The sequence below is a fragment of the Proteus sp. TJ1640 genome, assembly GCF_003144445.1.
GTDB classification, from domain to species: Bacteria; Pseudomonadota; Gammaproteobacteria; order Enterobacterales; family Enterobacteriaceae; genus Proteus; species Proteus penneri.
Genome location: NZ_PENY01000027.1, coordinates 1 through 21,127 on the forward strand (window position 1 = coordinate 1; position 21,127 = coordinate 21,127).

General features: G+C 38.6%; 22 protein-coding genes and 1 other annotated feature. Of the genes, 19 read left to right on the forward strand and 3 right to left on the reverse strand.

From position 1 onward, the window contains the following. Positions 1–1,369 (forward strand): hypothetical protein (locus DK861_RS12390; protein ID WP_109400307.1); only part of this gene is annotated, 1,369 nt, incomplete at its 5' end. A 4-nt stretch (positions 1,370–1,373) separates the two neighbouring features. Here DK861_RS12390 and DK861_RS12395 read toward each other — a convergent pair. Further along, positions 1,374–1,604: a DNA polymerase III subunit theta gene (locus tag DK861_RS12395; protein WP_109400308.1), complete on the reverse strand. Its 231-nt coding sequence runs from the start codon at positions 1,602–1,604 to the stop codon at positions 1,374–1,376. Positions 1,605–1,883: 279 nt separating this feature from the next. Here DK861_RS12395 and thrS point away from each other — a divergent pair, with 279 nt between their 5' ends. From thrS to rplT, 4 genes are all read left to right on the forward strand, one after another. Next, positions 1,884–3,812 carry a threonine--tRNA ligase gene (gene thrS, locus DK861_RS12400; protein WP_072062583.1) on the forward strand — a complete coding sequence of 643 codons (1,929 nt, stop codon included), beginning with the start codon at positions 1,884–1,886 and terminating at the stop codon, positions 3,810–3,812. A gap of 3 nt (positions 3,813–3,815) precedes the next feature. Next, on the forward strand, positions 3,816–4,355 hold the full coding sequence (gene infC / locus DK861_RS12405; protein ID WP_036937410.1) for a translation initiation factor IF-3: 540 nt from the start codon (positions 3,816–3,818) through the stop codon (positions 4,353–4,355). 93 nt (positions 4,356–4,448) lie between these two features. Continuing rightward, a complete protein-coding gene (rpmI, locus tag DK861_RS12410) occupies positions 4,449–4,646 on the forward strand; it encodes a 50S ribosomal protein L35 (RefSeq protein ID WP_004263702.1) in 198 nt (65 codons plus the stop codon). 42 nt (positions 4,647–4,688) lie between these two features. Then, the gene (gene rplT / locus DK861_RS12415; RefSeq protein ID WP_006537111.1) at positions 4,689–5,045 is read left to right on the forward strand and encodes a 50S ribosomal protein L20; all 357 of its coding nucleotides are present in this window, start codon (positions 4,689–4,691) and stop codon (positions 5,043–5,045) included. Between the two features lie 105 nt (positions 5,046–5,150). Further along, positions 5,151–5,274: a sequence feature (Phe leader region), on the forward strand. On the opposite strand, the gene DK861_RS18490 is transcribed toward rplT, so the two are convergent. Further along, complete coding sequence (locus DK861_RS18490; RefSeq protein ID WP_006537110.1) at positions 5,155–5,328, reverse strand: hypothetical protein; 174 nt, start codon at positions 5,326–5,328, stop codon at positions 5,155–5,157. It overlaps the preceding feature by 120 nt. A 44-nt stretch (positions 5,329–5,372) precedes the next feature. Here DK861_RS18490 and pheS point away from each other — a divergent pair, with 44 nt between their 5' ends. The 14 genes from pheS (at position 5,373) to DK861_RS12485 (ending at position 20,483) form a co-directional block, all read left to right on the forward strand. Next, on the forward strand, positions 5,373–6,356 hold the full coding sequence (gene pheS, locus DK861_RS12420) for a phenylalanine--tRNA ligase subunit alpha (protein WP_006537109.1): 984 nt from the start codon (positions 5,373–5,375) through the stop codon (positions 6,354–6,356). 14 nt (positions 6,357–6,370) lie between these two features. Beyond that, positions 6,371–8,758, forward strand: coding sequence for a phenylalanine--tRNA ligase subunit beta (pheT, locus tag DK861_RS12425; RefSeq protein WP_109400309.1), 2,388 nt, complete (start codon positions 6,371–6,373; stop codon positions 8,756–8,758). A gap of 4 nt (positions 8,759–8,762) precedes the next feature. Next, positions 8,763–9,059, forward strand: a complete 297-nt coding sequence (gene ihfA / locus DK861_RS12430) for an integration host factor subunit alpha (protein ID WP_023582381.1) — start codon at positions 8,763–8,765, stop codon at positions 9,057–9,059. Between the two features lie 371 nt (positions 9,060–9,430). Beyond that, a complete protein-coding gene (btuC, locus tag DK861_RS12435; RefSeq protein WP_202611613.1) occupies positions 9,431–10,441 on the forward strand; it encodes a vitamin B12 ABC transporter permease BtuC in 1,011 nt (336 codons plus the stop codon). Position 10,442: 1 nt separating this feature from the next. Further along, the gene (locus DK861_RS12440; RefSeq protein WP_109400311.1) at positions 10,443–11,192 is read left to right on the forward strand and encodes an ATP-binding cassette domain-containing protein; all 750 of its coding nucleotides are present in this window, start codon (positions 10,443–10,445) and stop codon (positions 11,190–11,192) included. Between the two features lie 134 nt (positions 11,193–11,326). Beyond that, entirely contained in the window at positions 11,327–12,472 is a 1,146-nt protein-coding gene (gene arnB, locus DK861_RS12445; RefSeq protein ID WP_072062578.1) for a UDP-4-amino-4-deoxy-L-arabinose aminotransferase, read from the forward strand. After that, positions 12,473–13,453: an undecaprenyl-phosphate 4-deoxy-4-formamido-L-arabinose transferase gene (gene arnC / locus DK861_RS12450; RefSeq protein WP_109400312.1), complete on the forward strand. Its 981-nt coding sequence runs from the start codon at positions 12,473–12,475 to the stop codon at positions 13,451–13,453. Beyond that, complete coding sequence (arnA, locus tag DK861_RS12455; RefSeq protein ID WP_109400313.1) at positions 13,453–15,435, forward strand: bifunctional UDP-4-amino-4-deoxy-L-arabinose formyltransferase/UDP-glucuronic acid oxidase ArnA; 1,983 nt, start codon at positions 13,453–13,455, stop codon at positions 15,433–15,435. The genes arnC and arnA overlap by 1 nt, the downstream gene beginning before the upstream one ends. 9 nt (positions 15,436–15,444) lie before the next feature. Then, on the forward strand, positions 15,445–16,338 hold the full coding sequence (gene arnD / locus DK861_RS12460) for a 4-deoxy-4-formamido-L-arabinose-phosphoundecaprenol deformylase (RefSeq protein WP_109400314.1): 894 nt from the start codon (positions 15,445–15,447) through the stop codon (positions 16,336–16,338). Between the two features lie 7 nt (positions 16,339–16,345). Further along, a complete protein-coding gene (gene arnT, locus DK861_RS12465) occupies positions 16,346–18,010 on the forward strand; it encodes a lipid IV(A) 4-amino-4-deoxy-L-arabinosyltransferase (RefSeq protein ID WP_109400315.1) in 1,665 nt (554 codons plus the stop codon). Continuing rightward, positions 18,010–18,351, forward strand: a complete 342-nt coding sequence (arnE, locus tag DK861_RS12470) for a 4-amino-4-deoxy-L-arabinose-phosphoundecaprenol flippase subunit ArnE (RefSeq protein ID WP_109400316.1) — start codon at positions 18,010–18,012, stop codon at positions 18,349–18,351. The genes arnT and arnE overlap by 1 nt, the downstream gene beginning before the upstream one ends. Then, positions 18,348–18,746 carry a 4-amino-4-deoxy-L-arabinose-phosphoundecaprenol flippase subunit ArnF gene (gene arnF / locus DK861_RS12475; protein ID WP_109400317.1) on the forward strand — a complete coding sequence of 133 codons (399 nt, stop codon included), beginning with the start codon at positions 18,348–18,350 and terminating at the stop codon, positions 18,744–18,746. The genes arnE and arnF overlap by 4 nt, the downstream gene beginning before the upstream one ends. A 148-nt stretch (positions 18,747–18,894) precedes the next feature. After that, on the forward strand, positions 18,895–19,386 hold the full coding sequence (locus tag DK861_RS12480) for an NlpC/P60 family protein (protein WP_109400318.1): 492 nt from the start codon (positions 18,895–18,897) through the stop codon (positions 19,384–19,386). 77 nt (positions 19,387–19,463) lie between these two features. Next, complete coding sequence (locus tag DK861_RS12485; RefSeq protein WP_109400319.1) at positions 19,464–20,483, forward strand: lipoate--protein ligase A; 1,020 nt, start codon at positions 19,464–19,466, stop codon at positions 20,481–20,483. 80 nt (positions 20,484–20,563) lie between these two features. Here DK861_RS12485 and DK861_RS12490 read toward each other — a convergent pair whose 3' ends face one another. Next, positions 20,564–20,932 carry a helix-turn-helix domain-containing protein gene (locus DK861_RS12490; protein ID WP_109400320.1) on the reverse strand — a complete coding sequence of 123 codons (369 nt, stop codon included), beginning with the start codon at positions 20,930–20,932 and terminating at the stop codon, positions 20,564–20,566. Between the last annotated feature and the right edge of the window lie 195 nt (positions 20,933–21,127).

The following is a 21,127-nucleotide window of genomic DNA, read 5'->3' on the forward strand; positions in this document are numbered from 1 at the left end:
TGCTATAGTCAAAGGCACTGGCACTAAATTTAAAAATAATAATCCAGCCATTAATATCGGAATGACGATTTTAATTAAATCAGGAAATACTAATATTCCGTATATGATTAAATCCGTTAATTCCGACACTGAATTAGTATTAGCACATCCTGCATTAGCTACTGCAACAAATACAGCATTTTCAATTCATATTACTGAGCCCGATAATAATAGTGATGCAGCTAGAACCATGGTCGCAATAAATGCATACACGCAATATTTTCTCGATGCGATGAATACGTGGATGACTGAAACAGGGCAGACAAAAATTGAAATGCCGAACGGGGAGATTGTTACGCTAGATAGTATTAAGAAGATGCAGGGGGATATTAGTAATAAATTTGATAAAAAAGGTGGGGAAATATTAGGTTACACAGCTGTCGATGGATTAATTCAATCACTTCAAGGTAGATTGGGTGGGGTAAAGGATGGTTCTAGCATTAATTTAGAGTGCGATGTGGATGGACCACGAATAACATCATTATATCCAAACTCTAGCTGGGGAATCCATAGACTCCCGACTTCTAGTGGCACCTTTATGCAAATCGGCGACTATGGAGTAGGGGGGAATACCGTACATATAGATAGCTCAGGTTTGAATAACCCACTAACACCAACTGGTACATATCATCAAGGTGGAGGGCAAAATGACAATTGGTTTGGTACATATGGAGTATTAATAAATTTAAAATATAATGATACAAATTCAACTAAAGTTTTCTATAGTGGGGATAAAGGTATTCCAACTATTGCATCGAAACATGGCGAATCATTAGTTTGGAATGTTTTATGGGGAACTGGTAACACCACAACAGACCCACAAGGTTTCATCAAAAAAGCTTCTCCAATTATCGACATCAATCCCGACGGCACATTCACCACTAACGACGAATCCGATGGCGCTACGGTTACTCGAGTAGCTCAGGGGGAATATCTCATTGAGGGCGTACTTGGTTTTAACTCAGATGCCGGATGGGGTGGTGTCGATGGCGGTATTGAAATTCCTCTCGATGTAAATAAACAACCACTGATATGGGTTAACTCTAAAGTTAACAAAGACGGCTCTATTCTCGTCAAAACCTATCACCGTACTCACCCTAATGCGCCTGAATTTGCTAACAATAAAATTGACGGTTATAGCGATGGCGACCCGATTGATATCCCTGATGGACGTTTTATCTCTGTTCGTGTACAGATGCCAGAGCAATCAATCTATAACGTGAGAATGCGTGAGATGGAAGAAGCGCAGAAAGCGGAAGAGGAGCGTAGACAAAAAGAAGAGGAGATGAAAGAGCAATACGGGCTGGGTGAAAATGACGTATTGCTATAATTAATTATTCTGTCTTCAAATACTGCACCGATTTACTGTCAGGCAGCCTCTTACTTCTCTCACGATAAAACGCTAATCGTTCATTAAAGTATGCTCTCAAATGTGCTGGTTGTTGTCGTTCAACTTCGGACGCGACAACTGGCATGTTGAGTCGCTCTTTATATGCGACGCCACTTGCGGATAAATCGACATTGATTTTGTCTTTTTCTTCTTGAGTTAGGTTTGCGAGGTTCATAACAGATCCGGTTAGTTTTTGGAGAGTATTGCAGGGTGGGGGAATTAAGATGCTGATGCAACTAACGATATATAATTTTTTTTCACTATGATAATATCGCGTCCGAGTTATAGCAGTATACCAACGCATTTTGAGGTACTTTTGCTAAATGTGTACACAATGGTGTACATAACTTGCAGTGTGAAGCAAGTAGATGCTACTAACGTATTAAATTTTAAAGAAAAATGATGTTTGCATGTGATCTTGCGTATGGGTCACCACTGTAAATAAGGATTTTAAATGCCAATTATTACTCTTCCTGACGGAAGCCAACGTCAATTTGAAAATGCAGTTTCTGTCATGGATGTCGCTGCAGATATCGGCCCAGGACTTGCGAAAGCATGTATTGCTGGCCGTGTTAATGGTGAGCTAGTGGATGCTTGTGAATTAATCGAACATGATGCAAATCTGGCGATTATCACCGCAAAAGATGATGAAGGCCTTGAAATTATTCGTCACTCTTGTGCCCACTTATTGGGACATGCAATTAAACAATTATGGCCACAAACCAAAATGGCGATTGGTCCTGTTATCGAAAATGGTTTCTACTACGATGTGGATTTAGACCATTCTCTCACACAGGAAGATTTAGAAACTCTAGAAAAACGCATGCTAGAGTTGGCGAAAACAGATTATGACGTTATTAAAAAACGCGTAAGCTGGGCTGAAGCTCGTGAAACTTTTGTTTCTCGTGGTGAAGACTATAAAGTTGCTATTCTTGACGAAAATATTAGCCAAGATTCTCAACCTGGTCTTTATCATCACCAAGAATATGTTGATATGTGCCGTGGACCACATGTTCCAAATATGCGTTTCTGCCATAACTTTAAGTTACAGAAAATCGCAGGTGCATATTGGCGTGGTAACAGCGATAATAAAATGTTACAACGCATTTATGGTACAGCTTGGGCTGATAAAAAACAGTTAAAAGCTTACTTAGATCGCTTAGAAGAAGCTGCAAAACGTGACCACCGTAAAATTGGTAAACAGCTTGACTTATATCATATGCAAGAAGAAGCACCAGGTATGGCTTTCTGGCATAATGATGGTTGGACTATTTTCCGTGAGTTAGAAACATTTGTACGTTGTAAATTAAAAGAATATGATTACCAAGAAGTAAAAGGTCCATTTATGATGGATCGTGTTCTTTGGGAAAAAACAGGTCACTGGGAAAACTACAAAGAAAATATGTTCACAACATCGTCAGAGAATCGTGAATATTGTATCAAACCAATGAACTGCCCAGGTCATGTACAAATCTTCAAACAAGGTTTACGTTCTTACCGCGATTTACCATTACGTATGGCTGAATTTGGTAGTTGCCATCGTAATGAACCATCAGGTGCATTACATGGTTTAATGCGTGTTCGTGGCTTTACACAAGACGATGCACATATCTTCTGTACAGAAGAACAAATTTTAAGTGAAGTAAATGACTGCATCAAATTGATTTATGATGTATATTCTACTTTTGGATTTGAAAAAATCGTTGTTAAGCTGTCTACTCGCCCGGAAAAACGTATCGGTGAAGATGCATTATGGGATATTGCTGAAGCAGACTTAGCAAAAGCCTTAACTGATAACAATATTGAATTTGAATATCAGCCAGGCGAAGGGGCGTTTTATGGCCCTAAAATTGAATTTACACTTTACGATTGTTTAGATCGTGCATGGCAGTGTGGTACAGTACAATTAGACTTCTCACTACCAGGTCGTTTAGGCGCGTCTTATGTTGCCGAAAACAACGAGCGTAAAGTACCTGTTATGTTACACCGAGCAGTGCTAGGATCCTTAGAACGTTTTATTGGTATTCTGACCGAAGAATACGCAGGATTCTTCCCAACTTGGTTAGCACCACAGCAGGTTGTCGTGATGAATATCACGGATGGACAGGCTGATTATGTACAAAAACTCGTCAAAGAATTGCAAGATGCCGGAATTCGTGCAAAAGCAGACTTGAGAAATGAGAAGATTGGCTTTAAAATTCGTGAACATACTTTACGTCGTGTTCCGTACATGCTTGTCTGTGGAGATAAAGAAGTTGAATCAGGCAAAGTGGCGGTTCGTACTCGTCGAGGAAAAGACCTTGGCAGTATCGACGTTAACGAATTTAAAGAAAAGCTTCTGCAAGAAATTAGAAGCAGAAGTCTTCATCAGTTGGAGGAATAAGGTATTAAAGGCGGAAAAAGAATTCAATCAACGCGTCAGAATCGCATCAATGGTGAGATTCGCGCTCATGAAGTTCGTTTAACTGGTTTAGATGGCGAACAGATTGGAGTTGTTAGTCTGAAAGAGGCTCTTGAGAAAGCCGAGGAAGCAGGTGCTGATTTAGTTGAAATTAGTCCTAATGCCGAGCCGCCAGTTTGTCGTATTATGGACTACGGCAAATTCCTCTATGAGAAAAGTAAGACTCTCAAAGAACAGAAAAAGAAACAAAAAGTTATTCAGGTTAAGGAAGTTAAATTCCGTCCTGGTACAGATGAAGGCGACTATCAGGTCAAACTACGCAACCTGATTCGTTTTCTTGAAGATGGCGATAAAGCCAAAGTCACACTGCGTTTCCGCGGTCGTGAAATGGCACACCAACAAATCGGTATGGAGATGCTTAACCGTATCCGTGAAGATTTGGATGAACTGGCTGCAGTTGAATCTTTCCCTAATAAGATTGAAGGGCGTCAGATGATCATGGTGTTAGCGCCGAAGAAGAAATAGTCGGGCAATTCAAGTAATAGCGTCAGCCTGAATGGCTGATTGCTATTCGCCTCATTATTTTATGTTATTAACAATGCGAAGTGGATTATAGAAATGCCAAAGATTAAAACAGTACGCGGCGCAGCTAAGCGCTTTAAAAAAACTGCTGGTGGTGGCTTTAAGCGTAAACATGCTAACCTCCGTCACATTCTGACTAAAAAATCAACTAAGCGTAAACGTCATTTACGTCCAAAAGGCATGGTCTCTAAAGGAGATTTAGGTCTGGTCGTAGCTTGCTTACCATACGCATAAGTATCATTTTTTTAACAGAATATAGACATTTAGGAGTTTAATATGGCTCGTGCTAAACGTGGTGTTATCGCCCGTGCTCGTCACAAGAAAATTTTAAAGCAAGCTAAAGGTTATTACGGTGCACGTTCACGTGTATATCGTGTAGCTTTCCAGGCTGTAATCAAAGCTGGTCAATATGCGTACCGTGACCGTCGTCAGAAAAAACGTCAGTTCCGTCAGCTGTGGATCGCGCGTATCAACGCAGCAGCTCGTCAGAACGGTATGTCTTATAGCCGTTTCATCAATGGTCTGAAAAAAGCATCCATTGAAATCGACCGTAAGATTCTGGCTGACATCGCTGTATTCGACAAAGTAGCATTCGCTGCTTTAGTTGAAAAAGCGAAAGGTGCTCTGGCTTAATTATTATTAAGCAATGGAAGAGGGAGTTTTCTCCCTCTTTTATTTTGTCTAAATTTGTGGCTTAATGATATAAATTCAATAAGTTAATATTTAAGAGACATTATCAATGTTAAATATCGCTTTTTTCCGTTTCTTTTTTTACTTTAGCGCCTAATTCAAGGGGGCTTTTGCGCGTAAGAAAAGAAACGAAAAGTAGCGCCTGAGCCTCCAGTATGGAGGCTTTTTTGTTTTCAGATCTCAATACTGGGTTAGAAACCAAAAAGGCAATTTTATTCGTCATCATTGATAACAACTAATAGACCTCACAGGTCAAAGGAAGAGGAAACGATGCCACATCTCGCTGAACTCGTTGCTCAAGCTAAAGCAGCTATCGAAGAGGCACAGGATGTTGCTGCGCTGGATTCGGTTCGTGTTGAATACTTGGGGAAAAAAGGTCATTTAACGCTTCAGATGTCCACGCTGCGCGACTTACCCGCGGAAGATCGTCCAGCTGCAGGGGCTGTCATTAATCAGGCTAAACAAGAGGTTCAGCAAGCGCTGAATACTCGTAAAGACCATCTTGAATCAGCATTATTAAACGAACGTTTGTCTGCTGAGAAAATCGATGTATCTTTGCCCGGTCGCCGCATTGAAAACGGTGGTCTACACCCAGTAACTCGTACAATTGAACGTATTGAAACTTTCTTTGGCGAATTAGGGTTTTCTGTAGAATCTGGCCCTGAAATCGAAGATGATTATCATAACTTTGATGCGTTGAATATTCCTGCACATCACCCAGCAAGAGCCGACCACGATACTTTCTGGTTTGATGCTAAACGTTTATTACGTACACAAACGTCGGGTGTACAAATTCGTACTATGCAAGATAAACAGCCACCTATTCGTATCATCGCACCAGGTCGCGTATATCGTAATGACTACGATCAGACTCACACACCAATGTTTCACCAAATTGAAGGCTTAATTGTTGATAAAGACATTAGCTTTACCAATTTAAAAGGAACACTACACGATTTCCTAAAAAACTTTTTTGAAGAAGATATGGAAATTCGTTTCCGTCCTTCTTATTTTCCATTCACAGAGCCTTCTGCAGAAGTCGATGTCATGGGTAAGAATGGTAAATGGTTAGAAGTGTTGGGTTGCGGTATGGTTCACCCAAATGTATTGCGTAATGTAGGTATCGATCCTGAAGTGTATTCTGGTTTTGCATTCGGTATGGGTATGGAACGCTTGACTATGTTACGTTACGGTGTCACTGACTTGCGCTCATTCTTCGAAAACGATCTTCGTTTCCTCAAACAGTTTAAATAAGGTGGGATTATCTCATGAAATTCAGTGAACTTTGGTTACGTGAGTGGGTAAACCCAGCGATTAGTAGCGAAGCACTTTCTGAACAATTAACAATGGCTGGTCTTGAAGTTGATGGCGTTGAAGCTGTTGCAGGTGATTTTCACGGTGTGTTTGTAGGTGAAGTTGTTGAATGTGGACAACACCCTAATGCCGATAAATTACGTGTAACAAAAGTTAACGTCGGTGGTGACAGATTACTCGATATCGTTTGCGGTGCACCTAACTGCCGTCAAGGCCTAAAAGTTGCGGTTGCAACAGTCGGGGCAGTATTACCAGGCGATTTCAAAATTAAAGCAGCAAAACTACGTGGTGAACCATCAGAGGGTATGCTGTGCTCATTTTCTGAATTAGCCATTTCAGAAAACCATGAAGGTATTATTGAATTACCTGCCGATGCACCTATTGGTATGGATATTCGTGAATACTTAAAATTAAATGATAATGCGATTGAGATTAGTGTTACACCAAATCGTGCTGATTGTTTAGGTATTTTAGGTGTTGCTCGTGATATCGCTGTTATCAATAAAATGGAATGCCAAGTACCTGATATGTCGCCTGTTGTGGCAACATCTCCAGCAACATTCCCTGTACGTGTTGAAGCGCCAGAAGCGTGTCCCCGTTATTTAGGTCGTGTTTTCACTAATATGAATGTGAAAGCAAAAACACCTTTATGGATACAAGAAAAGTTACGCCGTGGTGGCATTCGTTCTATTGACCCAATTGTTGATATTACCAACTTAATTTTACTTGAAATGGGTCAACCACTACATGCCTTCGATCTTGATCGTGTTGAAGGTGCTGTTGTTGTTCGCATGGGTAAAGAAGGTGAAAAACTGACTTTACTTGATGGCAATGAAATTACATTAAAAGAAGATGTATTAGTTATTGCAGACGAAAAACAGGCATTAGGTCTGGCTGGTATTTTCGGTGGTGAATCATCAGGCGTTAATGAGGAAACGAAAAATGTCTTCTTAGAGTGTGCATTCTTCTCTCCATTATCCATTACAGGTCGTGCACGTCGTTATGGCTTGCATACTGATGCTTCTCATCGTTTTGAACGTGGTGTTGATTCTGAACTACAATACAACGCAATTGAGCGTGCAACTAAGTTACTATTAGAAATTTGCGGTGGTGAAGTTGGTGAAGTAATTGATGTCACCAATAAAGCACATTTACCAAATATTGCACCGGTCAAATTAACACGTAAAAAATTAGACCGTTTATTAGGTCATGTGATCGATGATGCACAAGTTCTAGATTCATTAACTCGTTTAGGGTTCAAAGTTTCTGTTGAAAGTGATGGCTGGTTAGCAATAGTTCCTTCATGGCGTTTCGATGTTCAAATCGAAGAAGACCTGATTGAAGAGGTTGCTCGCATTTATGGTTACAACAATATTCCAGATGTACCATTGCGCGCTGATTTGGTGATGACCAATCATCGTGAAGCGAACTTATCATTAAAACGCGTTAAAACAATGCTAGTAGATAACGGCTTCCAAGAAGCAATTACTTATAGCTTTGTTGATCCGAAGATCCAATCTTTATTACATCCAAATGAAGAAGCATTGATTCTGCCTAATCCGATTTCAGCAGATATGTCAGCAATGAGGCTGTCTCTATTAACCGGGTTATTGACTACGACTGTCTATAATCAGAACCGTCAACAGTCTAGAGTTAGGTTATTTGAAGCAGGTCTGCGTTTTGTTCCTGATAATCAAGCAGAATATGGAATACGTCAGGAACTTATGTTAGCTGGTGTGATCGCGGGCAACCGTTATGAAGAACATTGGAGTTTAGAGAAGCAAACTGTTGATTTCTTTGATTTGAAAGGTAATATTGAATCAATTCTGGAATTGACAGGCCAGCTAGATGAAATTACATTTAAACCAGCTAATCATTCAGCACTTCATCCGGGACAAAGTGCTGGGATTTATCTGAGAAATGAATATATTGGCTGTATTGGCGTTGTTCATCCAGAGCTTGAACGTAAACTTGACTTAAACGGCCGTACGGTAGTATTCGAAATACGTTGGAATGCAATTGCAAATCGCAGTTTACCACAAGCAAAAGCAATTTCTCGTTACCCTTCGAATCGTAGAGATATCGCTGTAGTTGTTCCGAATAATGTTGCTGCAGAGGATATTTTAGCTGAATGTAAGAAAGTTGGCGGAAATCAAATAGTTGGCATAAACTTATTTGATGTGTATTGTGGTAAGGGAGTAGCAGAGGGCTATAAAAGCCTCGCTATTAGCATAATCTTGCAGGATATCGAGCATACACTGGAAGAAGATGAGATTGCTGCAACAGTGAGTAACTGTGTAGCAGCATTGAAACAGCGATTCCAAGCATCCTTGAGGGACTAGACCTATGGCGCTTACAAAAGCTGAAATGGCAGAAAATCTGTTTGAAAAACTTGGTGTTAGCAAACGCGATGCAAAAGACCTTGTAGAATCCTTTTTTGAGGAAGTGCGTCGTTCTCTTGAAAATGGAGAACAGGTGAAGCTGTCTGGATTTGGAAACTTTGACCTGCGTGATAAAAATCAGCGCCCTGGTCGTAATCCGAAAACAGGGGAAGACATTCCTATTACAGCTCGCCGTGTTGTTACTTTCCGACCAGGACAAAAGTTAAAAAGCCGGGTTGAGAGCGCAACACCAAAAGAATAAGATTTAAAAAACATCCAAAACGGCTTTCTTTGAAAGCCGTTTTTTTATCATGATTATCTATATCTAATTTTGATAATAAACGTATTGAGATGTTTATATTATCAATATAGTCTGAATGGATATTTCTATTTGGATGGAATGTTTTTATTTTTCATTATATTACTTTTTATTCTTATTTTGACTTTTTCTTCTTAATCTCTTACCTGCATCAACACTGTGATAGTTAATCTCAATTTTTTCTTCATTATTAGGGACAAACTTACATGTTCTAAATTTAGCTTTTCATCATTGAATGTGAACATGTTATGTTGCTAAAAAGTATTTTATAAACAAAAAATAGTAGAGCTGTTATTGCATGGATAGGGAATGAAATGAATAAAGAAATTAATCCTTTGATTAAATTTACTAAAAGACAGCGCATTGACGACAAAAAAAAGCTGTTTCTAATGGTGTTAGTATTATGTTTCTTGTTTATTTTTTCCCTCTCTGTTGGTGAGATTTCGTTATTTCCACATCAATGGCTAACAGATGAAGCCCATTTATTTGTTTGGCAGATCCGTTTACCCAGAATACTTGCAGTAATCACAGTGGGCGCCAGCTTAGCAATTGCAGGTGCTATTATGCAGGCTTTATTCCAAAATCCACTCGCAGAACCAGGGTTATTAGGTGTAAGTAGTGGTGCGGGTGTGTGTGTTGTATTGCTCATTGTTTTGCAATTTAATTTAAGCTTTTGGTTAATAAGTAGTGCCGCGATATTCGGTGCATTAGGTATTACTCTCTTATTAATGTTTTTTACTCGAATAAAAAAGCTGTCTAATGCTCAGTTACTATTAATTGGTGTGGCATTAGGCGTTATGGCAAGCGCGATAATGACCTGGCTGGTTTATTTCAGTTCAGCTTTAGATTTAAGACAATTAATGTATTGGTTGATGGGGAGTTTTAGTGGCATTGATTGGCGTCATCAAATCTTATTTTGGACTCTTATACCCATTGTTTTAATTCTTATTCTACAAGCCGATGTTCTTAATTATTTATCTCTAGGTTCATTCAGAGCAAAGCAATTAGGTATATCCGTTAATCAATGGAGAAATTGGTTTATTTTAGCGGTTGGGTTATTGATAGGGCTAAGTGTTGCTTTAGCGGGTGCTATAAGCTTTGTAGGGCTTGTTGTACCACATTTATTGAGACTATGTGGATTAACGCATTATAAAACCTTACTACCGGCTTGTGCACTTGCTGGAGGTGGATTGCTATTACTTGCTGATCTGCTATCTCGGTTGATTTTAAATGGTGCAGAAGTTCCTATAGGGGTGATTACAGCAACGCTTGGTGCACCTTTATTTATTTGGTTATTGGCAACAAAAGAGATGGGACGTTTGTAATATGACGTTACTTAAATTTGATAATTTAAGTGTTAAAGACCGACTTAACACATTTACAGAACAAGTAAACTATGGCGAACGTGTCCACTTAATTGGCGCTAATGGTGCGGGGAAAAGTACACTTTTAATGGCGATCGCCGGAGAGCTTCCATTTAGTGGGGAGATTATTCTAAACGAAACCTCAATAAGACATTATAAATATAATGATCTTTCTAGAATGCAGAGCATTGTTATACAACAATTGGAAACTTTGTCATTTATGCCAGTTTTTCATTATCTCTCATTATATCATAGATTGTCGAAAATGGATGTTCAGCAATTAAATATGCTGTTAAATGATTTTAAAATAGATGAATTATTGTCAAAAAACATTCATCATTTATCCGGGGGTGAATGGCAGAGGGTTAGAATTGTTGGCGCATTTATCCAATTATGGTCAAGTGATGATTTAAAAGGAAAATTAATGTTACTTGATGAACCAACGAATAACTTAGATGTCGTACAGTTGGCTATTTTAGACAAGTGGGTTGATAAGTTTTGCCAACAAGGTGGTGCCGTTATTATGAGTACACATAATTTGAATCATTCCTACCAAAAAGCAGACAGAGTTTTACTTATAAAAAATGGATACTTGGTCAATTCTGGCGCATCTGCACTTTTATTGGACGAAAATTTATTATCAACTACATTTAATACAAATATCAAATGCATCAATGATGTTGATCATATTGATTGGTTAGTTTTACAATAATATGACTATTGTTAAGCTTATCCCTGAGTAATTATTAAGGTTTTTTTAATGTTTTCTTAATAAGACTGATGTCGGTGAACAATAGTTTGTATATAATTGTTTTTTATTCATTCATTAATTAGGCTACATTTTTTATGAGTCACTTCCTTCCTTTCTCTCGCCCTGCGATTGGCGATGAAGAAATCAAAGCCGTTGAGGATGTACTGCGTTCAGGTTGGATTACAACAGGCCCTCAAAATCACCAATTAGAGCAAGATTTTTGTGAAAAATTTGGTAGCAAACATGCTATCGCAATTTGCTCTGCCACTGCAGGTATGCATGTTGTTTTAATGGCGATGGGAATTGGTGCTGGTGATGAAGTTATCACACCATCACAAACTTGGGTTTCAACGATGAATATCATTACGTTACTTGGTGCGGAGCCAGTGATGATTGATGTTGACCGTGATACCTTGATGGTAAGTGCAGAAGATGTCAAAAAAGCAATTACACCTAGAACGAAAGCGATTATTCCGGTTCATTATGCTGGTGCACCTTGCGATCTTGATGCATTAAGAAAAGTTGCACAAGATGCAGGAATTCCTCTTATCGAAGATGCCGCGCATGCTATAGGGACTCGCTATAAAAATGAATGGATTGGTGAAAAAGGAACTGCCATTTTTTCTTTTCATGCAATTAAGAATGTAACTTGTGCAGAAGGTGGATTGGTTGTTACTGATAATGACGAGTTGGCTAATAGAGTACGTTGTTTAAAATTCCACGGTTTAGGAGTAGACGCCTTTGATAGACAAATTCAAGGTCGTAAACCTCAAGCCGAAGTTGTTGAACCTGGCTACAAATATAATTTATCTGATATTCATGCAGCGATTGCTGTGGTGCAATTAAGACGTTTAGATGAAATGAATGCTAAACGAGCCGAATTAGTTGCGCTGTATCGTGAAAAACTCAAAGACTCTCCATTAAAAATGTTGAGTGTCCCTGAATATCCACATTTACATGCAAATCACCTATTTATGGTGAGAGTTGATAAAAATACCTGTGGTATCGATCGTGATGCTTTTATGGAAAAATTAAAGCAGAAAGATATTGGTACAGGGTTACATTTCCGTGCAGCGCACACACAAAAATATTATCGTGAGCGTTATCCTTCTTTATCCCTTCCTCAATCAGAATGGAACTCTGCAACGTTATGCTCGTTGCCGCTGTTTCCTGATATGAATAATGAAGATGTTATTCGTGTTGTAGATGCGATCAATGAAATTCTTTCGGAGCATATTTAAGTGTCAACATTTGATAAAATCAAGAAAGTATCGGTTGTAATTCCCGTTTATAACGAGGAAGAGAGCCTTCCTCAGCTTTTAGAACGTACAATTAAAAGCTGTAAACAATTAGAACAAGAATATGAACTGATCCTTGTTGATGATGGTAGTAGTGACAATTCAGCTAAGATGTTAGAAGAAGCGGCTGCAATTGAAGAAAATCACGTTATTGCAATTATTTTAAACCGTAATTACGGTCAACATTCCGCAATTATGGCTGGTTTTAATCAGGCTGATGGTGATTTAGTGATCACATTGGATGCTGATTTACAAAATCCACCTGAAGAGATCCCAAGACTTGTCGCGACGGCTGAAGAAGGTTATGACGTTGTCGGAACTCGTCGTCGTAACCGCCAGGATTCGTGGTTTCGCAAAACCGCTTCAAAAATGATTAACTCAATGATCACTAAAGCAACAGGTCGCTCTATGGGAGACTACGGCTGTATGTTGCGTGCTTATCGTCGCCACATTGTTGACGCAATGTTACAGTGTCACGAAAGAAGTACATTTATCCCTATTCTTGCGAACACATTCGCTCGTCGTACCATTGAAATTGATGTTGCACACGCAGAGCGTGAATATGGCGATTCAAAATACAGCTTTTTAAAGCTTATCAATTTAATGTATGACTTATTAACTTGTCTAACCACGGCACCATTACGTTTATTAAGCATTGTCGGCAGTGTGATCGCTGTATCTGGCTTTGTCTTAGCCTTATTGTTGATTATTTTACGTATTATTTTCGGTGCAATGTGGGCCGCTGAAGGTGTATTCACACTTTTCGCAATCTTATTTATGTTTATCGGTGCGCAGTTCGTTGCAATGGGCTTATTAGGTGAATATATAGGCCGGATTTATAATGATGTAAGAGCGCGTCCTCGGTATTTTATCCAAAAAGTGGTTGGTGTTAACAAACCCAACGAAGATCAGGAAAAAGACTAATGAAAGCAATAGTATTTGCCTATCACGATATCGGCTGTGTTGGTTTAAAAGCACTTGAAAAAGCGGGTTATGATATTCAAGCTGTATTTACCCACACTGACGATCCAAACGAAAATCATTTCTTCTCATCTGTGGCTCGTGTGAGTGCAGAAATGGGATTGACAGTATTCGCGCCTGAAAATGTCAATCACCCATTATGGATTGAACGTATTCGTGAAATGAAACCTGATGTCATTTTTTCTTTCTATTATCGTCACATGTTAAGTGATGAGATCCTGAATTTGGCACCTAAAGGCGCGTTTAATTTACACGGTTCTTTATTACCAAAATATCGTGGTCGTGCACCAATTAACTGGGCGATTGTGAACGGTGAAACAGAAACAGGTGTTACTCTGCATAAAATGACAGCGAAAGCTGATGCGGGTGATATTGTTGCTCAAGAAAAAGTTACCATCGCAGACAATGATACTTCTCTGATTTTACATGAAAAAGTAAGAGAAGCAGCGAATAAGTTACTTTCGAGTTCATTACCACATATTGTATCAGGTGATTATTCAACAACTGCACAAGATGAAAGCCAAGCAACTTATTTTGGTCGCCGTTGCGCTGATGATGGTTTAATCGACTGGAATGCAGATGCAAAAACAGTTCACAACTTAGTGCGTGCTGTTACAGAGCCATACCCTGGCGCATTCACTTTCTTAGGTGAACGTAAAATGATTATCTGGCGTTCACGCGCTGTTGCTGATAATCAAGGTAAACGTCCTGGTACTGTTATCTCAACAGAACCTTTAGTCATTGCGTGTGCGAAAGGTGCAATCGAAGTCGTTACTGGTCAAAGTGAAAATGGTCTTTATGTTCAAGGCAGTCGTTTAGCGGCTGAAATGGGCATTGTGACGGATGTTCGTGTTGGGCCAAAAGCAACGGCACAAGTTAAACGTCGTAAACGTGTTCTTATTTTAGGCGTAAATGGTTTTATTGGTAACCATTTGACAGAGCGTCTATTGAAAGATGATAACTATGATATCTATGGTATGGATATCGGTTCTTCTGCAATTGAACGCTTTATTGGTAACCCACGTTTCCACTTTATTGAAGGTGACGTGAGTATTCATACAGAATGGATTGAATATCACATTAAAAAATGTGATGTTATTCTGCCATTAGTGGCTATTGCAACGCCTATCGAATATACCCGTAATCCATTGCGTGTCTTTGAATTAGACTTTGAAGAAAACTTAAAAATCGTACGTTATTGTGTTAAGTATAATAAACGTATTATTTTCCCATCCACATCAGAAGTTTATGGTATGTGTGATGATAAAGAATTTGACGAAGACAACTCACGCCTGATTGTAGGCCCAATCAATAAACAACGTTGGATTTATTCTGTATCTAAACAGCTATTAGATCGCGTTATATGGGCTTATGGAGCCAAAGAAGGTCTGAAATTTACGTTATTCCGTCCATTTAACTGGATGGGACCTCGTTTAGATAACTTAAATTCAGCGCGTATCGGTAGCTCTCGTGCAATTACACAATTGATTCTGAATTTAGTTGAAGGTTCACCAATTAAACTAGTTGATGGTGGTGAGCAAAAACGTTGTTTCACTGATATTAATGACGGTATTGAAGCTTTATTCCGTATCATTGAAAACCGTGATAACAAATGTGACGGTCAAATTATCAATATTGGTAACCCAACTAACGAAGCAAGTATTCGTGAATTAGCAGAAATGCTGTTAGATTGCTTTGAAAAACATGAGTTGCGTGGACATTTCCCTCCATTTGCAGGCTTCAAAAAGATTGAAAGTAGCAGTTATTATGGTAAAGGCTACCAAGATGTTGAACACCGTAAGCCAAGCATTAAAAACGCAGAGCGTTTATTGGATTGGAAACCAAGTATCGAGACTCGCCAAACAGTAGAAGAAACATTAGATTTCTTCTTACGTGGCGCAGTTGAAGAATTAGGCACTAAATAGGAATAAATAATGAAGAAAGTTGGTTTGAGAGTTGATGTGGATACTTATCAAGGAACGAAACAAGGTATTCCACAACTGCTGGATGTATTTGCTAGACATAACATTCATGCCAGCTTCTTCTTTAGTGTTGGGCCAGATAATATGGGGCGCCATTTATGGCGCCTTTTAAAACCCAAATTTTTATGGAAAATGCTGAGATCTAATGCTGCATCACTGTATGGCTTAGATATTTTATTAGCAGGAACTGCATGGCCGGGGAAAAAAATTGCTAAAAATTTAGGTTATTTGATGAAAGAAACCCAAGATGCGGGGCATGAAGTTGGGTTGCACTCATGGGATCATCAAAGTTGGCAAGCAAAAGTTGGGCGCTGGTCAACAGAAGAATTAATGCAACAAGTTCGTTTAGGTGTTGAAGCACTGGAAAAAGTACTTGAAAACCCTGTAAAATGTTCGGCAGTTGCTGGATGGCGAGCAGATGAACGCGTATTAACAGTTAAAGAAAATTTTAAATTCGATTACAATAGCGATTGTCGAGGAACGTATCCTTTTAGGCCTATTTTAGAAAATGGTTCTATCGGTACGGTGCAAATTCCAGTAACATTACCAACTTATGATGAAGTTGTTGGTACAAAAGTAAAGGATGAGGATTTTAATCAATTTATTATTGATGAAATCAAAAAAGATAGTGGAATACCTGTTTATACTATCCACACTGAAGTTGAAGGAATGTCAAAATCCGCTCAATTTGAGCAGTTATTGGCAATGATTGCAAATGAAGGCATCGAATTCTGTCCGTTAAGCGATTTATTACCACAAGATAAAGAAACGCTTCCGATGGGTAAAGTTGTTCGATCTGACTTTCCAGGTCGAGAAGGCTGGTTAGGATGCCAACAAGAGGTTTAACGAAACTATGTTGAATAACCGGGCGAGTAAAATCGGGGCCATCCTCTTGGCTCTTTTTTTTGTTCTTACCTACTTATTTCCATTGAACAGCCGGTTATTATGGCAACCAGATGAAACTCGTTATGCGGAAATTAGCCGAGAAATGGTAGTGAGTGGGAACTGGATTGTTCCTCATATGCTCGACATTCGCTATTTTGAGAAGCCCATAGCCGGTTATTGGATCAATAATGTCAGCCAATTAATTTTTGGTCACACCAATTTTGCTGTGCGTTTTGGCTCTGTTATTTCTATTCTTTTAAGCACATTACTTGTCTATTTATTGGCAAGAATGATGTGGCGTAACCGCCAAGTCGCTTTTGTCTCTAGCTTAATCTATTTATCTATGTTCTTAGTGTTTAGCGTAGGCACTTATAGTGTATTAGATCCTATGTTGGCACTTTGGATTACCGCGAGCATGGTTTGCTGTTTTTGGGCGCTTAAAGCCACCACAGTAAAAACACGAATATTAGCGTGGATAACTTTAGGGCTTGCATGTGGTATGGCATTTATGACCAAAGGATTTTTAGCATTAGCTATTCCGGTCATTGTTATGATACCTATAACATTGCATCAAAAACAATTCACGCAAATGTTGCTCTATGGCTTACTTGCTGTATTTAGTGCAGCATTAATTAGTTTGCCATGGGCATTAGCTGTTGCAAAAGCAGAACCTGATTATTGGCACTACTTCTTTTGGGTTGAACATATCCAGCGTTTTTCGGGTGAAGATGCTCAACATAGTTCTCCATTTTGGTACTATATCCCCGTTGTCTTATTAGGGGTGATCCCTTGGCTTGGATTACTTCCAGGCGCATTAATAGGCGCTTGGAAAAAAAGACGTAAACGTCCTGAATTATTCTTTTTATTCTGTTGGTTTGTCATTCCATTCTTATTTTTTAGTATTGCGAAAGGTAAGCTACCGACTTATATGTTGCCATTTATGGCACCACTAGCAATGCTAATGGCGAAATATGGCGTAGATTGTGCACGTAAATTTAGAATGAAAGCGTTACGTATTAACGGCTATATCAATATCTTTATTGGTGTTGCTGCTGTTATCGCTATTTTAGTTATCCAACTTGTCTCTTCAAAACCTATTTACATGCCTTATGAGTGGTCTAAATGGGTTTTAGCCATCGTCGCATTCTCTTTATGGGGTATTATTGGTTATCTTTGCTCTACACTTAATGGTAAACATTGGTTATGGGCGGCATCTTGCTCGTTAGGCGTGAGTTTGTGCATTGGGCAGGCAATACCTAACAGTAGTGTTGATGGAAAGCTACCTCAAGAATTTATTCGTCAAAATATTAATACACTCAATGCGAGCAAATACATTGTAAGTAACAGTGTGGGTATTGGTGCTGGATTGGCATGGGAATTACAACGTAGTGATATTTATCTTTATGAAAGAACAGGTGAGTTAACTTATGGTATTAGAGAGTATCCTGATTCTCAGCATAAATTAATTAAACCTGACAATTTTGCTCAATGGTTAGAGCAAGCAAGAAAAGAAGGTACTGTATCGGTTGTTATTACGTTTAAAGATCCGAAAAAGTTAGCTCAATTGCCAAGACCTGAAGAGTTGGTGACAAATCATCGAGTTGCTATTTTAACATATGAGAAGCGTAATTAATGTCCTTTGTTTTATTGCTAATCGTGAGCTTTTTGACTTGTATAGGACAAGTATGTCAAAAACAAGCGGTGGTTAGCTGGCAAAGTGATTCATTAACAAAAGCCAGAAAAACGATTTTCTGGCTTTTTATTGCCATTGCAATGCTTGGCTTTGGGATGTTATTTTGGTTACGATTATTACAAATCCTTCCTCTCAGTATTGCTTACCCTATGTTAAGTATTAACTTTATAATGGTGACATTAATTGGCCAGTTTGTTTATAAAGAGCCTGTTAATGTGAAACATTGGATTGGTATCGCATCGATTATGGTTGGCATTGTATTGATGAGTATGCAAGCATGAAAGGCTATCTATGGGCAATTGGAAGTGCACTATTAGTGACGGTAGCTCAATTGTTGTTAAAGTTTGGTATGTCCGAACTACCAGATTTACAGCTCAAAAAACAGTGGTTAGATTTCTCATGGTTATGGGCCAATGCAATGCTACTTGCCATTGTGTTTACTGGTCTTGTCGGTTATGTCCTTTCTATGGTTTGCTGGCTATTTACTTTGCGTACCATTCCTTTAAATAAAGCCTATCCGCTGATCAGCTTAAGTTATGTGTTTGTTTATATTCTTGCAGTGATATTACCTTGGTTTCAAGAAACACCATCATGGACAAAAACCGCGGGGGTTGCTTTTATTATGATAGGTGTTTGGTTGATTAGCCAGAAACCCAAAGAGTCAACACCACACTAAATTCAGAGTTTGGGTTTTATTTCTTGTACCTTGTTGGTTATTGTGCGATTTATTCTATTAATCTTGATTCATTCACCTTCAATAACTTGTTTTTGCTTAAAAAAGCAGATAAATTTTAAAATCTCTCGTAATAATAATGGTGGATGCAATGAGAAAGTTCGTTTTCTATCCTTTCTTACTCTGTATTATCCTGCTGGCTGGGTGTTCATCTAGTCCATCAAAACGCATTCCACCAGCCCCTCCTTTAAAAACACAGCTTTCCGATCCTATTATGGTGATAGTGCAGCTCAAATCACAACTTGAGCAGTGGTATGGCACACCTTATAGTTATGGTGGAATGACATCTTCAGGTATTGATTGTTCAGGGTTTGTCTATAAAACGTATAGTGATCGTTTTGACATTAAATTGCCTCGAATGACTATCGATCAAACCAAATATGGAACACAAATCAGTAAAAGCGATTTAATGCCGGGTGATTTGGTTTTTTTCAAAACAGGTGGTGGTGAAAATGGACTTCATGTTGGTATTTATGATACTGACAACACATTTATTCACGCATCAACTAGTAAAGGGGTGACTCGTTCTTCTCTTGATAATGTCTATTGGAAAAAAACATTCTGGCAAGCTCGCCGATTGTAGTTTCGTGCCATTTAACAGCCTAATATATTGAGAGTTATGGTATCTTATACCTTATTTTCTTCATATAGGTACTCCTTATGTCTGGCAAATTGCGTCTGTTAATTTCCGAGTCTTATGATCCTTGGTTTAACCTTGCTGTTGAAGAGTGTATTTTTAGACAAATGCCGGCAGATCAACGCGTACTGTTTCTTTGGCGTAACGATAATACGGTAGTCATTGGTCGAGCACAAAATCCGTGGAAAGAATGTAATACGCGAAAAATGGATGAAGATGGCGTGAAATTAGCACGTCGTTCAAGTGGTGGCGGTGCTGTTTTCCACGATCTTGGTAATACCTGCTTTACCTTTATGGCGGGAAAACCAGAATATAATAAAACGATCTCAACTAAAATTATACTTGATGGCCTATCGAAGGCTGGTATACAAGCAACAGCATCAGGGCGTAATGATTTAGTCGTACCGCAAGAAGAGGGGGAAAGGAAAATTTCAGGCTCGGCTTATAAAGAGACGAAAGATCGTGGTTTCCATCATGGCACATTATTAATAAATGCTAACTTATCTAGATTAGCCAATTACCTCAATCCAGATCCGAAAAAACTTCAAGCTAAAGGGATCACTTCTGTACGCTCTCGAGTGGCTAATTTGGTCGAACTCAAATCTGATATCACTCACGAAAAACTTTGTGAAACAATCACCGAAAGCTTTTTTGAATACTATGGTGAACGGGTCGATGCAGAGATTATTTCCCCGCAAAAATTACCTGATTTACCTAGTTTTGAAGAGACATTCGCTAAACAAAGTAGTTGGGAATGGAATTTTGGACAAGCCCCTGCATTTTCTCATTTGTTAGATAATCGCTTTAAATGGGGGGGGCTTGAACTACATTTTGATATTGAGCGTGGTAATGTAGTCAGAAGTCAAATCTATACTGACAGTTTAGATCCCGCACCATTAGAAGCATTATCAGATATGCTGGTTGGCAAACGTTATACACCTGAGTCTTTAAAAGAGATTATTCAGCAACTTATACAGCATTATCCTAATAATAAAGGGGAGCTTAATGAGCTTGAAGAATGGCTTATAACGGCAATAGCTTAGTTTTCTGAAAATAAAGAAAAAACCAGCTTTTTGAAGCTGGTTTTTTTATGATAAGTAACATCAATATGATGCTAAATCAATTAGTGATTTTCGCATGACATGAAACAATGGGTATCAGGCATTGTGCCATTTTCTCTAAACTTAGCGGGTGTAGTATTAAAATGTTTTTTAAAAATACGAGTAAATGTTGCTTGAGAGCTAAAACCATACATTAAAGCAATGTCTAAAATAGACATATCTTTTTCTTGTAATGATTTAGCCGCTTCTAATAAGCGACGTTTGCGGACATATTCGCCTAATGTACAGCCTTTGAAATCTTTAAATATGCGTTGTAAGTGCCATTTTGAATAACCACTTTTACTCGCAATAGTATCGATTTTTATACCTTCGTTACGTTGTAACTGAGTTTCTAACCATTTTAGAATATCATTAACGACATTTTCAGCCATAAAACCTCCCACAAAAATGGTGGGGACACAGTGCCCAAGTAAATAGAATAGTAACGTATGTTATTTATAACCTATTTTAAGCATGGCGAAAATAACAGGTAGGCAAAAAGTGCTTTTTGTTATTGATAATCATTATCAAATTAATAGGTGGAAGCTATATATCTCAAGTAAGGTAGAGCTTAATAGATATTTTTG